This window comes from Thalassomonas sp. M1454, from assembly GCF_007097525.1.
In the GTDB taxonomy this organism is placed as follows: domain Bacteria; phylum Pseudomonadota; class Gammaproteobacteria; order Enterobacterales; family Alteromonadaceae; genus Thalassotalea_A.
The window spans coordinates 23,220-37,898 of the sequence record NZ_VKDD01000009.1; the positions used below are offsets into that span (position 1 = coordinate 23,220).

General features: G+C 35.2%; 12 protein-coding genes. 7 read left to right on the forward strand and 5 right to left on the reverse strand.

Features of this window, described 5'->3' with window-relative positions; translation table 11 throughout:
* The first annotated feature begins 81 nt into the window (after positions 1 to 81).
* From pilB to zapD, 5 genes are all read left to right on the forward strand, one after another.
* Positions 82 to 1,779, forward strand: a complete 1,698-nt coding sequence (pilB, locus tag FNN08_RS15150) for a type IV-A pilus assembly ATPase PilB (RefSeq protein WP_143587287.1) — start codon at positions 82 to 84, stop codon at positions 1,777 to 1,779.
* A 34-nt stretch (positions 1,780 to 1,813) separates the two neighbouring features.
* The gene (locus FNN08_RS15155) at positions 1,814 to 3,061 is read left to right on the forward strand and encodes a type II secretion system F family protein (protein ID WP_143587289.1); all 1,248 of its coding nucleotides are present in this window, start codon (positions 1,814 to 1,816) and stop codon (positions 3,059 to 3,061) included.
* A gap of 103 nt (positions 3,062 to 3,164) precedes the next feature.
* Complete coding sequence (locus tag FNN08_RS15160; protein ID WP_143587484.1) at positions 3,165 to 4,058, forward strand: prepilin peptidase; 894 nt, start codon at positions 3,165 to 3,167, stop codon at positions 4,056 to 4,058.
* A gap of 152 nt (positions 4,059 to 4,210) precedes the next feature.
* The gene (gene coaE / locus FNN08_RS15165) at positions 4,211 to 4,819 is read left to right on the forward strand and encodes a dephospho-CoA kinase (RefSeq protein WP_143587291.1); all 609 of its coding nucleotides are present in this window, start codon (positions 4,211 to 4,213) and stop codon (positions 4,817 to 4,819) included.
* Between the two features lie 139 nt (positions 4,820 to 4,958).
* On the forward strand, positions 4,959 to 5,705 hold the full coding sequence (gene zapD / locus FNN08_RS15170; RefSeq protein WP_143587293.1) for a cell division protein ZapD: 747 nt from the start codon (positions 4,959 to 4,961) through the stop codon (positions 5,703 to 5,705).
* Between the two features lie 4 nt (positions 5,706 to 5,709).
* Here the strand turns inward: zapD and FNN08_RS15175 are convergent, their stop codons facing one another.
* Positions 5,710 to 7,398 carry a PglL family O-oligosaccharyltransferase gene (locus tag FNN08_RS15175; protein WP_143587295.1) on the reverse strand — a complete coding sequence of 563 codons (1,689 nt, stop codon included), beginning with the start codon at positions 7,396 to 7,398 and terminating at the stop codon, positions 5,710 to 5,712.
* A 72-nt stretch (positions 7,399 to 7,470) separates the two neighbouring features.
* On the opposite strand from FNN08_RS15175, the gene yacG reads away from it, so the two are divergent.
* Positions 7,471 to 7,707, forward strand: a complete 237-nt coding sequence (yacG, locus tag FNN08_RS15180; protein WP_143587296.1) for a DNA gyrase inhibitor YacG — start codon at positions 7,471 to 7,473, stop codon at positions 7,705 to 7,707.
* A 184-nt stretch (positions 7,708 to 7,891) separates the two neighbouring features.
* Here yacG and FNN08_RS15185 read toward each other — a convergent pair whose 3' ends face one another.
* The gene (locus FNN08_RS15185) at positions 7,892 to 8,476 is read right to left on the reverse strand and encodes a hypothetical protein (protein ID WP_143587298.1); all 585 of its coding nucleotides are present in this window, start codon (positions 8,474 to 8,476) and stop codon (positions 7,892 to 7,894) included.
* Positions 8,477 to 8,646: 170 nt separating this feature from the next.
* The gene (locus FNN08_RS15190) at positions 8,647 to 9,531 is read right to left on the reverse strand and encodes a LysR substrate-binding domain-containing protein (protein ID WP_143587300.1); all 885 of its coding nucleotides are present in this window, start codon (positions 9,529 to 9,531) and stop codon (positions 8,647 to 8,649) included.
* 799 nt (positions 9,532 to 10,330) lie between these two features.
* Between FNN08_RS15190 and FNN08_RS15195 the strand changes: the two genes are divergently transcribed.
* The gene (locus FNN08_RS15195) at positions 10,331 to 10,912 is read left to right on the forward strand and encodes a DUF3465 domain-containing protein (RefSeq protein WP_143587302.1); all 582 of its coding nucleotides are present in this window, start codon (positions 10,331 to 10,333) and stop codon (positions 10,910 to 10,912) included.
* Positions 10,913 to 10,996: 84 nt separating this feature from the next.
* On the opposite strand, the gene mutT is transcribed toward FNN08_RS15195, so the two are convergent.
* Together mutT and secA are read right to left on the reverse strand one after the other, a co-directional pair.
* Positions 10,997 to 11,392, reverse strand: coding sequence for an 8-oxo-dGTP diphosphatase MutT (gene mutT / locus FNN08_RS15200; RefSeq protein WP_143587304.1), 396 nt, complete (start codon positions 11,390 to 11,392; stop codon positions 10,997 to 10,999).
* 595 nt (positions 11,393 to 11,987) lie between these two features.
* On the reverse strand, positions 11,988 to 14,669 hold the full coding sequence (gene secA / locus FNN08_RS15205) for a preprotein translocase subunit SecA (RefSeq protein WP_143587306.1): 2,682 nt from the start codon (positions 14,667 to 14,669) through the stop codon (positions 11,988 to 11,990).
* Positions 14,670 to 14,679: the final 10 nt, after the last annotated feature.

Consider the following 14,679-nt stretch of genomic DNA (forward strand, 5'->3'; position numbering starts at 1 on the left):
AGCTTTTTTTTTGCTAAAAAACTTTAAAATAATCTTAGAAAAGGTAAACTGGAATAACATTAATAAAAAGAAATATTGCTTATGAAAGGGATTCAAAGACAATCTAGCCTATTATCAGCTCTAGTTCGTAATGAAATAATTGCGAAAGAAAAAGCCGCCGATATATTTTCTATTAGTCAAAAGAAAAAACAATCAATCATTAAGTATTTAGTTAATGAAAATAAACTTTGTCCTGTGACTCTAGCTAAAACTTTATCTAAGAGTTTTGGATATCCATTAATTGATATCAAAAAATTCGACGTTTCATTATTATCTGATAGTTTAAGAAATGATAAGCTAATCCAAAAACATAATGCTCTTCCACTATTTCTTCGTGGGCAGATTTTATTTGTTGCAGTTTCAGATCCTACCAATATAGATGCATTAGAAGAATTTCAATTTAATACTGGCTACAGTACAGAAATGATTTTAGCTGATGATAAGTCATTAACAGATGTAATTGAGCAACTTTTAGAGGATGATAATTCAGCACTAGATATAAGTGAATTAGATCAAGATGAGCTCAGTGATCTTGACGTACAAGATGAGAATAAAGAAGAAGAATCAGAAAGCGGCTCAGATGATGCGCCAATTGTTGTTTATATCAATAAAATATTATTAGATGCAATTAAAAAAGGCGCCTCCGATTTACATTTCGAACCTTTCGAGCACAAATTTAGAATTCGTTTTCGTGTCGATGGCATATTAACCGAAGTTGCTACCCCACCAGTAAATTTATCAAGCAGAATGACTGCACGTTTAAAGGTTATGTCTAAGCTTGATATCGCCGAGCGCCGGGTCCCGCAAGATGGTCGTATTAAATTAGCGATTTCAAAAAAGAAATCTATTGATTTCCGTGTTTCAACCCTACCTACTATGTGGGGCGAAAAAGTTGTAATGCGTATTTTAGATTCATCTAGTGCCAAACTTGGCATTGATATATTAGGTTACGAAGATGAACAAAAACAATTGTATTTAGATGCTCTTTCAAAACCACAAGGTATGATATTAGTTACCGGGCCAACAGGCTCAGGTAAAACCGTATCCCTATATACAGGCTTAAATATTTTAAATACGGAAGAGAGAAACATATCAACCGCGGAAGATCCTGTTGAGATTAACCTTGAAGGGGTTAATCAGGTTCAAATTAACAATAAAGCAGGGTTAGATTTTGCAAGTGCGCTTAAATCTTTTCTTCGTCAAGATCCTGACATTGTTATGGTAGGTGAAATACGAGATTTAGAAACCGCCGAAATAGCAATTAAAGCAGCACAAACCGGTCACTTAGTATTATCAACATTACATACAAATTCAGCGGCTGAAACGCTAACTCGTTTGTTAAATATGGGAGTACCATCTTATAACGTAGCAAGCTCAGTATCTTTAATAATTGCACAACGTCTTGCTCGTAGATTATGCAATCACTGTAAAATAATAGATGATATTTCTGAACAAGCTCTTATTGAGTTTGGATTTGAACCTTCCGAAGTACAAGAATTAAAAATATTTAAACCAGTGGGCTGTGACGAATGCACAAAAGGTTATAAAGGCCGTGTGGGTATTTATGAAGTAATGAAAATAAGCCCTGCAACGGCTAGTATTATTATGGAAGGTGGCAATTCATTAGATATAGCCCAACAAGCCCAAAGTGAAGGCTATAATAACTTAAGGCAATCTGCACTATTGAAAGCTAAATCAGGAGTTACCAGCTTATCAGAAGTCAGTCGTGTTACAGCTTAGATGTTAATAAAAAACAACAAAAACAAGGGATTTTATGGCTATTAATGCAGCACAATCTAAAATAGCACAACCCAAACCACTCGAAGTTTTCGAGTGGGAAGGGGTTAACCGTAAAGGGAAAAAGATCAAAGGAGAACTTTCTGCGGTTAACTTAATGGAGTTAAAAGCACAATTGCGTAAGCAAGGTGTCACCCCTCTAAAGACCAAAAAAAAATCGAAACCACTTCTGGGACTAGGGGGGGATCCCGCTATAAACTCCAAGGATATAGCTGTAATTACTCGTCAAATAGCAACTATGCTTGGGGCTGGAGTACCACTAGTGCAAACAATCGAGATGATTGGTAAAGGGAACCCTAATGGTAATATTCGTAAGTTACTTAGTGATATAGGGAATAAGGTTCAGTCAGGTATGCCACTTTCAGACTGTATTCGCGAACACCCTAAACATTTTGACGACTTATATTGTGATTTAGTTGCCTCTGGTGAGCAATCGGGTGCATTAGAAACAATTTTCGATCGTATAGCTATTTATAAAGAAAAAGCTGAAATATTACGTTCAAAAATCAAAAAAGCAATGACTTACCCTATCGCTGTATTAGTTATTGCAGCTATCGTAACCTCAATACTTTTAATTTTTGTAGTACCTACATTTGCAGAAATTTTTGCAGGTTTTGGAGCAGAACTTCCTGCATTCACTCTTTTTGTAGTTGGTATATCAGATTTTATGGTTGCCTATTGGTGGGTTGTATTAGCCTTTATTTTTATTACTGGGTATGTTTATAAACAAGTCCACCTCAGAAGTGCCGACTTTAGAGATAAAGTAGATGTCACTGTACTGAAATTACCAATAGTTGGCATGATATTAGACAAAGCTGCAGTTGCTAGGTTTGCACGAACTTTATCAACAACTTTTGCAGCAGGTGTACCATTAATAGATGCTCTAGATTCTGCAGCAGGAGCCTCAGGGAATGCAGTATATCGTAATGGGATAAAGGAAATACGAAGCGAGGTTTCTTCTGGAATGCAGATGAATCTAGCTATGAGAAATGTATCTCTGTTTCCGGATATGGTAATTCAAATGGTTGCTATTGGTGAAGAGTCAGGTGCTCTAGATGATATGTTAGCTAAAGTAGCTACAATTTATGAACAGGAAGTAGATGATGCTGTAGATAATCTTACTGCTTTGTTAGAACCCTTGATTATGTCAGTTTTAGGTGTTGTGATAGGTGGTTTAATCATCGCAATGTATCTACCTATATTTGCCATGGGGTCAATAATTTAAATCATCAATTTAACTCGTAGATAATCATAAGCTGAATTATAAATGGTTTTATAATTCAGCTTTCTTTTAAAATATTAAGGTTTTAATAGTGTTTTCAGATGTAATGGCTCTTTTTGAGCAATCTCCTTCTATGTTCTATACAACAATTACGATTCTAGGTTTAGTCATTGGTAGTTTTTTAAATGTGGTTATTTATCGTTTACCAAAAATGATGGAGAACGAATGGTTTTGTGAATGTCGCGAACTTTTAGCGGATGAATTAAAGCCTGTAGATAAAAAGCAGAATAAAGCTAAACAAGAAAAAGAGCCTGAAGCTTTAACTCTTTCAAAGCCAGCATCTACTTGCCCTAAGTGCGGTCATAAAATAAAAATTCTTGAAAATATCCCTGTATTGTCTTGGTTGTTTTTAAAGGGTAAATGCTCAAATTGCTCTAATCCTATCTCAGCTCGCTACCCAATAATTGAAACAGTTTCAGGCATCTTATCGCTAGTGATTGCTATGCATTATGGCGTAACTATTCAAACTCTATTTATGCTTATTCTTACTTGGTCATTGATTACTTTAACTATGATCGACTTTGATAAAATGATTTTACCAGATCAAATCACTCTACCTTTAGTTTGGCTTGGTTTATTGCTTAATTTAAATGGCGTATTTATAGGCCTTGAACAAGCTGTAGTTGGCGCTATGGTTGGTTATTTAAGCTTATGGTCTATCTTTTGGTTATTTAAGTTAGTTACCGGCAAAGAAGGTATGGGCTATGGTGACTTTAAGCTATTTGCTGTATTCGGCGCTTGGTTTGGCTGGGAGTTATTGCCAGTTTTAATTTTAATGGCTTCACTTGTAGGTGCTGTTATTGGTATCAGCTTAATGGTATTTAAAAACCATGAAGGCTCTAAGCCAATTCCATTTGGCCCTTATTTAGCTATTGCTGGTTGGATCACGGCTTTATGGGGTGATAGTATTTGGCAATGGTACTTGGGTATGTTGGTATAAGGGATGTTGGTGTAGAAAGATTGTGGCCTTTTCCACAGTGACGATACACTTTTGGAGGTCCCGTGCAAAAACATCACGGGATGACGTAGTTAATTTTTAATAACTAGTAGTTTCTTATGCTGTTTAATGTTTTAAGTTGGTTTTAATCTGATATGTCAAAATTAATAATCGGTTTAACTGGTGGTATTGGTAGCGGTAAAACAACTGTTGCTGACATTTTTGCTGAATATGGCATTGATATTATCGATGCTGATGTTGTTGCTCGTGAAGTGGTTAAACCTGGTAGCCCTGCACTTAAACAAATAGCGGAATATTTTGGCGATGAGTTTATTTTATCTGATGGTAATTTAAATCGCTCTAAACTTAGAGATAGGATATTTTCTAACCCTAGTGATAAAGCTTGGTTAAATGCTTTATTACATCCTCTTATTCGTGAGGCAATGAACGAGCAATGTTTGCAAGCTAAAAGCTCTTACTGTTTTTTAGTTGCGCCTCTTTTAATTGAAAACAATATCCATACTTCGGTAGATAAAGTATTAGTGGTAGATGTTAAACCTGAAACTCAGCTTACTCGTACAACCTCACGAGATAACAATACGCAGGAGCAAGTACAAAAAATATTAGCTTCGCAAGTAGATAGAGAAACTCGTTTAGCTCATGCAGACTATATTATAGATAACGATAAATGCACTTTAGATGAGTTGCGCACTCAAATTGAATTAATGCATCGAGAGTTCTTGAAGCTGGTTATTGATAAGTAATTGATTATCTTTTTATCATCACATGTATTCTTGTTTACCCCCTGTAAAGATCCATTAAAAAAAATATTAGCCTTTAGTTTCATCTATCGGTAATATGAATGTGTTAACGCATTAAAAATTAAACAATAATTATAATTAAATGACTGATATTCTTTATGAGCATCCGTTAAATGAACGGATCCGAAACTATTTAAAACTTGAACAATTATTTGTTCAAGCTCGCTCCTGCCTTGCTCAAGAATTTAGTTCTAGCCATACTTTATTTTTTAATGCTTTATTTGCCATTCTCGATACCTTAGATAGAGCTGATATTCGCGGTGATGTAATTAAGGATTTAGAAAAGTTAGAGCAAAACCTTATTGTTTGGTCTAAGTCACCGCAAGTAAATACTAAAGCGTTAGACCTTAACCTTGAACAATCTAAGAGCCTTACCTCAAGCCTACGTTCTAAAAAGCCTTTATGGTCGACATTAAAAGAAGATAAGTTTTTAGACAGTATGCGCAAGCGTTTTACCTTACAAGGCGCTTATTGCGGATTCGATTTGCCAGCGTTAGCTTTTTGGTTAAACCAACCGCCTATTTTTATTCAGCAAGATATCGACCGATGGCTTAGCTCTCTTGCAACCGTTGAACAATCATTAGTCCTGATCTTAAAGTTTATTCGTCAACGCGCAGCATTTGAAGATATTGAAGCCGGTAATAGTTTTTACCAAGATAGTGGTGAAGGTTTAATGTTATTAAGAATGGAATTAGATGCTGCTGCAGATTACTTCCCAAGTGTTAGCGGTAATAAATACCGCTACTCTATTCGCTTTATGCGTTTGTGCCCCGAGAAAGGGCAACAATACATAAGTGATACCGTGAACTTTAAATTGGCTAAGTGCTAAATTTTCAGCCTTGCTTAATGGTATATCTGAATATATTAGGATACATAATTTTAGCATCTAAATATATTTTAGATTTAATATCTTGATCCACAAAAACTCCCATACTCTCCAATAGAATGATCGTTTGAATCATGTTGTCATAAATCTTTGCTCTAGGTTTAAGTTCAACATAACTGAGCCCCCAAGTTAAGTATTGTTTCAATAGATTAGGATCGGACTGCTCCTTCCCCATCGATAAATAAATACTTTGATAAAGCCTATCAATATAATCTTGCCAAATTATTGTATTATTCACATTTAATAGATATTTAGTTTCTTTATAATCACTTTGATAGAATTTATTCATATTATAAGCAGTATGTAATCCACTCAAAAAGAACGGTACAGCTATTATCGGGGTTATTACTCCAACAACTTTAAATAGATTATAGCTAGATACATTACATGTCTGGGGGGGTGTATTAGAAGAATCTATAAACCAAACCAAAATAATTACATAAATATAGTGTATAAGAGATATATAAAATGGATATTCAACTTGTGTGTGAATCAATATTGGTAAAACTAAACTCAATAATACCATGCTATAAGTGACTTTAGTCCTTGTAAAGATTGATATAAAACCAATAGCTAAAATAAGTAATCCAGCAAGGGCAATCAAGCCCCCTTCTGTTAACCACAATAAAACTTCATTATGAGGATGATCTAAATTTTCAAGAGGTTGATTAAGTTCTGGATTATCCTTTAAATTACTTAAATGCTTTATTCTGTATGCCTTTTCAAAATTACCATAGCCATGCCCTATTATTGGACTGTCTTTGACCATATCGACAGATACAGCCATTATATCAAGTCTAATTCCGGTATCTTTATAAACATTTTCTCCCCTATCAACACTCGGAAAAATATTTAAAGATGAAGCTCCAAGCAGAACTCCTAAAAACAATACAGGTATGGTAAATTTAACTTTATTAAATTTATTAAAATAAAGTGGCAATAGGAAAATAAACGAGACTATCAAGCCTAAAAATCCAGTTTTTGACTGCAGCAAAAACAAAACAATTACACTTGAAAATATTGAGTAATAATAGAGGGATGAAATAACTCTATTTGTTCTCTGTTCAGCTTGTTTATAAATTAAAAAGATTGATAAAAATATACCTGATGCCATAAAACTTGCCATAACATTCGGCTGTCTGAATACACCAGAAGGCCTTAAGTTTAATAGTTCATAATATCCAAAATCTAATGGTGTAAATCTAAAAACAAAAAACTGAAGGAGGCCTAAAGTTGATTGAATCGTAATACCTATTAATAAAATATTTAATATATCTATTTTATCATTCAGCTTAAATTTAAATTGATATAGTGAAAATAATAAAAATAAGCCGCCCATAATTGCCATCAATCTTGGAAAAAATGCATAAAAAGAGGAGTTGTTAAATAACAGCGGAATAAATAAGAATGCACACCCTATTAATATCCAGTTCAAAATTGGAGATAATTTTATTTCTTTATTTTTAAATATGGAAATCATGCCAAAACTAATTAGCAAAGCTACAACTAACCAACCAATAATATTAGGTGTAAAGTATAGGCCACTCCCTACAGGCATAAAAGTAAGAACATGCATACCTAAAACGGTATAAAAAAGTAATGTGATTTTAAAAAGATTATGTAGATTAAATTGCACTTAACAGTCCATATTGTTGTTATAATTATTTTTATACATAATACCCCATATTGATTTGAATCTGGAAAGAAAATGACCACAAAAGTTAACTGCCCTACTTGTAAAACTGAAGTTATTTGGAATAGTGAAGCTGAGTTTCGCCCTTTTTGCTCGAAACGTTGTCAGTTAATTGATCTTGGAGAGTGGGCCGATGAAGGCCATAAAATTTCTCAACCAATTCCTAATGACCAACCGTTTACTGAAGAAATGTTAGACGCATTAGAAGATGAGTTTATTCAACACAATAAGTTTTTTGTTGAGCCTAAGTAAAAGTTACTTTTTGCATTTGTTAAATAAAGAAAAGGTGTAATTCAAAAATTGAATTACACCTTTTTTGTTGTATTAACATGCGGTTTCCCTTTTAGTTTTTCTGTCGTTGGTATTTTCCTACATTGTTTGTGTTGAGATATAGATTTTCCATTATCTGTCCTCCTACTTCTATAATTGAGCTAAGTTAATAATTCATTGCAGTGGTAGAAACCTTTAGCTCTTGCTTTAACAAAGCAATATTAAGCGCTTTTAAGTTATCCATCACAACATCGTTTGCATCAAAAGATAAAGCAGTATTAAAGTCTTCAAACGCATTTGCTTTGCTTCCTAGGTAATGATGAACAATACCACGGTTACTGTAAGCAATTGATTTTAAGTAACGTGTATGATTGTAGTTATCACCGTTAGCTTCGATGTGAATGATTGCAGTTGAGCATGCTTTTTCTGCAGCTACGTATTTGCCTAGTTTTAAGTTTGCAACGCAAACACCCATAGACTTTTCAAATGCATCAATGCTGCTAGCACTTACATTATTTATTCTAGTTAAGCTTTCATCATACTTACCTTCTAAAATATCATCCGAGCCAGGAGCATTTTCAACAATTGCTATTTTAAACTGCGAACTTACATTGGCATAAGTATGAGCTGGTGTTTCACTTAAACTAGCAAATGATGCAAAGCTTGCGGTTAAATTAGCAGCAGCTCCTATACTTGCAGCAATAAAAGATGAAGCAAGAATTGATTTATATGTTAGTTTTTTGGGTTTCATAGTAATTTCCTCTAAGTAAATTAAGTAAATGTACTCACTCCTTGATATGAGTACAGGCTTACTTTAGGTAATTACTGTTTTGCTGACAAACGATGAAAATAAACTTAATGAATGAATTTTTTTAACGCTAAGGCTTTTATACTATCGCTTAGCCTCCATTAATTTTACTCTTACCAAAGATCGCAGAATGTGTCTTGTACCCAATCGGCAAACTTTTGAATTTCTGGAGAATGTTCAATATCTTCGTGTCGCAATAAGAAATATCTGTCATTAGTAACTAACTCTTGTTCAAATAGGCGTACTAAAAATTGTTCCTTAAACCAGGTTTGGCTAATAGGCATAGGGATAAGAGCTATTCCCATCCCCTGCTGTGCAGCCCTTGCAACACCGAACATGCTATCAAATTGGATTATTTGCTTAGGGTCGAAATCTAATATATCGGCTTTATCAGCCCATTGATGCCATGCCCATGGACGAGATTGATGCAATATCAATGGCACCGACTTTAACGCATCATAGCCTTCTGCAGCCCATTTACGATATAAACGCTTATTACATGCAGGTACATAACGTACAGGGAAAAGATCTGTGATGATGCTACCGTTTGGCTTGCCATTTGAAAGTACAACGGATAGATCTGCCGTAGACGGTGTTTGCATTCCAGATTTAACCGTTTCTAATTGTAAGTTGATTTCTGGATTTTCATTAGTCCAGTCACTTAACTTAGGAACAAATAACTCGCTGGCAAAAAACTCTGGCAGGGTAATAGTAATGGTTTTGTTTTGCTGTCTGTTAGTAAAGTCAGCTATGGTTGTCTCTAAGCTAGAGATCAAGGGTTGAATTGATTGATAAAATTGCTTACCCGCATTAGTAAGCTCTATTGCACGTGTTTGACGCTTGAACAGCTCTATACCTAACTGTTCTTCTAATTGTTTAATTTGGTGACTAACAGCGGATGGGGTAAGAAATAATTGTCCTGCTGCATGCTTAAAGCTTAAACACTTTGCTGCGATACAAAAGGAACGTAATCCGCGTATTGGAGTTTGAACGGCCATAATAAATTTAAAATTCTCAAAATGAAGACATAAAAAGTAAAGCAAACACCAAGCCAACATTTAAGTTACTGTTTTTGAAAGTTAAAATTTATTTTTGACTAAAAAGGTAATAGTAAAAAGAGCTAAACGCACCATTTTAGTGCAATTTAAAATAAAAAAAGGGCATCAAAAGATGCCCTATAAAAATAACCAAATGATACTTTAAAAACTCTGGGGAGGTTTGAAAGTGAATTTAGAATATATAATTAACTTAGATGTAACAAACGAGAAGAATTTGTTTAATAGGTTAGTTTTATTAACTTGTTCAATAAACACACTATTAAATAATTGATATTAATAAATACCTTTAGTTAATTTAAAATCTATTAACTATTTATTTTTTATTGTTGGCAAAGTTTATTTTATATTTCCCCCTTTTTCATAAACCCCATCAGTGTAACTTATAGAAGTGATAAATTTAGGTATCAACAAAATTACTCAAACAAGACAATATCAGAGTGCAAAAATAAAAAAAAGGGCATCAAAAGATGCCCTATAAAATAACCAAATGATACTTTAAAAACTCTGGGGAGGTTTGAAAGTGAAGTTAGAATATCTAATTAACTTAGATGTAACAAACGAGAAGAATTTGTTTAATAGGTTAGTTTTATTAACTTGTTTGATAAATGTACTAAAGTTTAGATGATGTTAAGAAACAGCTTTATTTAAACATAGTGCTAAAGATCAAAAAGCTAGATTGCACATAGTTACAATCTCAAGCATAATAAATTTATAACAAGAATAATTACATATATTTCACATGAAAAACCTCTTAGCTATTTTACTCTTCGCTATCGCTGGCATAGCTTATTTACAATTTGATCCTCTTTCAGATAAACCAAAAGCAGAACCTGTAGAAGTTGTTAATTTAGATTTCAATAAAGACAGCTCGGATGCGATATTAGCTGCAGCATTTGATGCATCAGCACCAGTAGAAGAAGAAAAGGTACCTGAAGTAGTTGAGGTTAAAACTGTTTCAGTTAAAGCCAATCGCTCAGAGCCACCAGCTAGTATTAGCCAAATTGAATACGCATTTAAAAAGAAAAAATCGGATGTTCAAGTAAGAGCCTATGGCAGTGTTTTAAAGTTACTATCAGACGATAATAAAGGTAGCCGTCATCAACGTTTCTTAGTTAAGCTAGCAAATGAACAAACCTTATTGATTGCCCATAATATTGATTTAGCGCCTAAAATCACTGCACTTAAGCAAGGTGATCGTATTGAGTTTTACGGTGAGTATGAATGGAACGCGAAAGGCGGGGTTGTTCATTGGACCCATAAAGATCCTAACAATAAACACAAGCATGGTTGGTTAAAGCACAAGGGCAAGATTTACCAATAACCTTATTGATGAACTTAATCAAAAAACTCCGTTATTAACTAAAATAACGGAGTTTTTTTTTTAAGGCTGTACCTAAAAAGCTATTTATAACTCGCTTTGCTGGATTTTTTCTAAAATAGCAACATTAGCCTTAGGAAAATCTAACTCAAGTAGTTGCGCTTTGCTAAACCAGCCCTGCTGTTGGCCTTCTTGCGCTGTTGGCTCACCAAGAAACTGGTCCACTAAAAATACATCTAACAATACCTGTTTATCACTATAGTCATGGCTTATTTCAATCAAGGGTTGCATTGCTAAGGTGTCGATTGCGATTTCTTCTTTAAGCTCTCTGTGCAGAGCCTGATGGACAGTTTCGTCTCGTTCTACTTTACCGCCTGGAAATTCCCATTTACCGCCTTGGTGAGCGCTTTCAAGGCGTTTGGTGAGGAAGAATTTCTTATCTTTATATATTACGCCTACGGCTACATGGATTCTTTTAGTCATTTTGGTTGCGCTGTGAATACTAGTAATTTTTGATGTGGATAGAATAGAAGATTGTGGCCTACGCCACAATGACGAATTATATATTTTATATAATTAGAAAAGATTGTAGCCCCGACACTTGCTCCTGCAGTGTTCTAATAAGTTGCGTCCATGCAACGATACGCCACAATGACGAATTATATATTTTATATAATTAGAAAAGATTGTAGCCCCGACACTTGCTCCTGCAGTGTTCTAATAAGTTGCGTCCATGCAACGATACGCCACAATGACGAATTATACATTTTATATAATTAAAAAATATTGTAGGCCCAACACTTGCTCCTGCAGTGTTCTAATAAGTTGCGTCCATGCAACGATACTCCACAATAACGAATTATACATTTTATATAATTAAAAAATATTGTAGGCCCAACACTTGCTCCTGCAGTGTTCTAATAAGTTGCGTCCATGCAACGATACTCCACAATAACGAATTATACATTTTATATAATTATAAAAGACTATGCATCCGACGTTACTTACAGATAATAAAAAGCCCGATAACATTGCTGCTATCGGGCCTTATCTAAACTTATCTACAAGCTACAGTTATCTATGTTAGTTTACCGTGACATTGCTTGTATTTTTTACCTGAGCCACAAGGACAAGCCTCGTTACGGCCAACGCGTTTTACTTCATTTTCTTGTGTCGCTTGGCCACTAGATTCGTGAGTAAATTGCATTGGTGCTTCTTCCGTTTTACGGTTTTGCTCTTCTACTGCTTCAACGTCAGACTCTTGTTGAATACGTACTTTAGATAGTACAGAAACAACATCGTATTTTAAGTTTTCAAGCATTTCAGAGAATAACTGGAAAGATTCTTTCTTATATTCTTGCTTAGGATTCTTTTGTGCATAGCCACGTAAGTGAATACCTTGACGTAAGTGATCCATTGCCGCTAAGTGTTCTTTCCAATGAGAGTCTAAGCTTTGCAACATAACCGCTTTCTCAAATTGACGTAACACGTCTGCGCCTACTTGCTCTTCTTTAGCACTATAAGCTGCTTCAACTTCAGCCATGATTTTTTCACGTAGTGATTCTTCATGTAACTTACTGTCTTCTTCTAACCATTTAGCAACTGGCAGTTCAAGTGTTAACTCACCCTTAAGTTGCTCTTCAAGACCTGGTATATCCCACATCTCTTCTAAAGATTGTGGTGGAATATGAGAAGAGATGATACCTGAAATAACATCTTCACGAATTGCCGCTACTGTTTCACCAATATCGCCTTCGTCTAGTAATTCGTTACGTTGTTCGTAAATTACTTTACGTTGATCGTTAGCAACATCATCGTACTCAAGTAATTGCTTACGCATGTCAAAGTTACGGCCTTCAACTTTACGCTGAGCATTTTCAATTGAACGTGTAACCCAAGGATGTTCGATAGCTTCGCCATGTTCCATACCAAGCTTGCGCATCATGCCTGAAATACGCTCTGATGCGAAAATACGCATTAGACCATCTTCCATAGAAAGGTAGAAACGAGTTGAACCCGGGTCACCTTGACGACCTGAACGTCCACGTAATTGGTTATCGATACGACGTGATTCATGACGCTCTGTAGCGACAATATGTAAACCACCAGCTTCAAGAACCTTGTTATGCTCTTCTTGCCAAGCTGCCGTTGCTTTTGCAATGTTAGCTTCGCTTTGATCTTTTAACTTATCTATTTCAGCAGATAAGTTACCACCTAATACGATATCGGTACCACGACCGGCCATATTAGTTGCAATTGTTACTGCGCCAATTTTACCGGCATTTGCTACAATTTCAGCTTCTTCAGCGTGGAATTTAGCATTTAGAACTTTATGCTTGATCTTAGCTTTACGTAAGATGTTAGATAAAAACTCTGATGTTTCAATGCTGATAGTACCAACTAATACTGGCTGACCGCGCTCTACACAGTCTTTAATATCTTCAATAATTGCTTCAAATTTTTCTTCAGCAGTTAAGTAGATTAAATCCGCCATGTCTTTACGGATCATGTCACGGTTAGTTGGGATAATTACCGTTTCTAAACCATAAATATGGTTAAACTCGAACGCTTCAGTATCAGCAGTACCTGTCATACCTGAAAGCTTTTCGTATAAACGGAAAAAGTTTTGGAAAGTGATTGATGCTAATGTTTGGTTTTCGTTTTGAATATTAACGTTTTCTTTAGCTTCAATGGCTTGGTGTAAACCTTCTGACCAACGACGACCTTCCATTGTACGACCAGTGTGTTCATCAACAATAACGATTTCACCATCTTTAACAATGTAGTCGATATCTTTTTGGAAAAGCTTATGTGAGCGAAGGGCTGCCATTACATGGTGTAAAAGTGCAATGTTACTTGCTGCGTATAACGAGTCACCTTGTTGGATCATGCCACGTTCGGTTAAAATTTCTTCAACTCGTACTTGACCACGTTCAGTTAAGTAAACTTGCTTTGATTTTTCATCGATAGTGTAATCACCATCGCCTTCAATGCCCTCTTCATCTTCTTGTGCTTGTTGTTCAAGCATAGGTACTAATGAATCAACTAAGCGATAAAGTTCAGAGCTATCTTCAGCTTGACCAGAAATAACCAGTGGAGTACGAGCTTCATCGATCAGGATTGAATCGACTTCATCGATAATGGCAAAGTGCAATGGACGTTGTACGCGTTGCTCTGGAGAAAATGCCATGTTGTCACGTAAGTAATCGAAACCAAACTCATTGTTGGTACCGTAAGTAACATCTGCTTGATAAGCATCTTGTTTTTCTTGTTGTGAAATATTAGGAATATTACAACCAACAGTCATGCCTAAAAATTCAAATAAAGGACGGGCCCAATCAGCATCTCGTTTAGCTAAGTAATCGTTAACTGTGATTACATGCACACCTTTACCTGATAACGCATTTAAGTATGCAGCGACTGTTGCCGTTAAAGTCTTACCTTCACCGGTGCGCATTTCGGCGATTTTACCTTGATGTAAAACCATACCACCGATCATTTGCACATCGAAATGGCGCATACCAAATACACGAGAAGATGCTTCACGAACTACGGCAAATGCTTCTGGTAAAATGCTTTCTATGCTTTCATCATTACTGATGCGCTCTTTGAACTCTGCAGTTTTAGCTTTTAACTCTTCGTCGTTATACGCCTGAACTGTTGGCTCTAACGCTTGGATTTTCTTTACTTCTTTGTTCATTACCTTTAGTAGACGATCATTACGGCTACCAAACAGCTTCGTTATCATTTTTACAAACATTTTATTTAAA

Coding starts and splice junctions, on each gene's coding strand:
- pilB (WP_143587287.1), top strand. CDS start 82: ATGAAAGGGATTCAAAGACAATCTAGCCTATTATCAGCTCTAGTTCGT.
- FNN08_RS15155 (WP_143587289.1), top strand. CDS start 1,814: ATGGCTATTAATGCAGCACAATCTAAAATAGCACAACCCAAACCACTC.
- FNN08_RS15160 (WP_143587484.1), top strand. CDS start 3,165: ATGGCTCTTTTTGAGCAATCTCCTTCTATGTTCTATACAACAATTACG.
- coaE (WP_143587291.1), top strand. CDS start 4,211: ATGTCAAAATTAATAATCGGTTTAACTGGTGGTATTGGTAGCGGTAAA.
- zapD (WP_143587293.1), top strand. CDS start 4,959: ATGACTGATATTCTTTATGAGCATCCGTTAAATGAACGGATCCGAAAC.
- yacG (WP_143587296.1), top strand. CDS start 7,471: ATGACCACAAAAGTTAACTGCCCTACTTGTAAAACTGAAGTTATTTGG.
- FNN08_RS15185 (WP_143587298.1), bottom strand. CDS start 8,476: ATGAAACCCAAAAAACTAACATATAAATCAATTCTTGCTTCATCTTTT.
- FNN08_RS15190 (WP_143587300.1), bottom strand. CDS start 9,531: ATGGCCGTTCAAACTCCAATACGCGGATTACGTTCCTTTTGTATCGCA.
- FNN08_RS15195 (WP_143587302.1), top strand. CDS start 10,331: ATGAAAAACCTCTTAGCTATTTTACTCTTCGCTATCGCTGGCATAGCT.
- mutT (WP_143587304.1), bottom strand. CDS start 11,392: ATGACTAAAAGAATCCATGTAGCCGTAGGCGTAATATATAAAGATAAG.
- secA (WP_143587306.1), bottom strand. CDS start 14,669: ATGTTTGTAAAAATGATAACGAAGCTGTTTGGTAGCCGTAATGATCGT.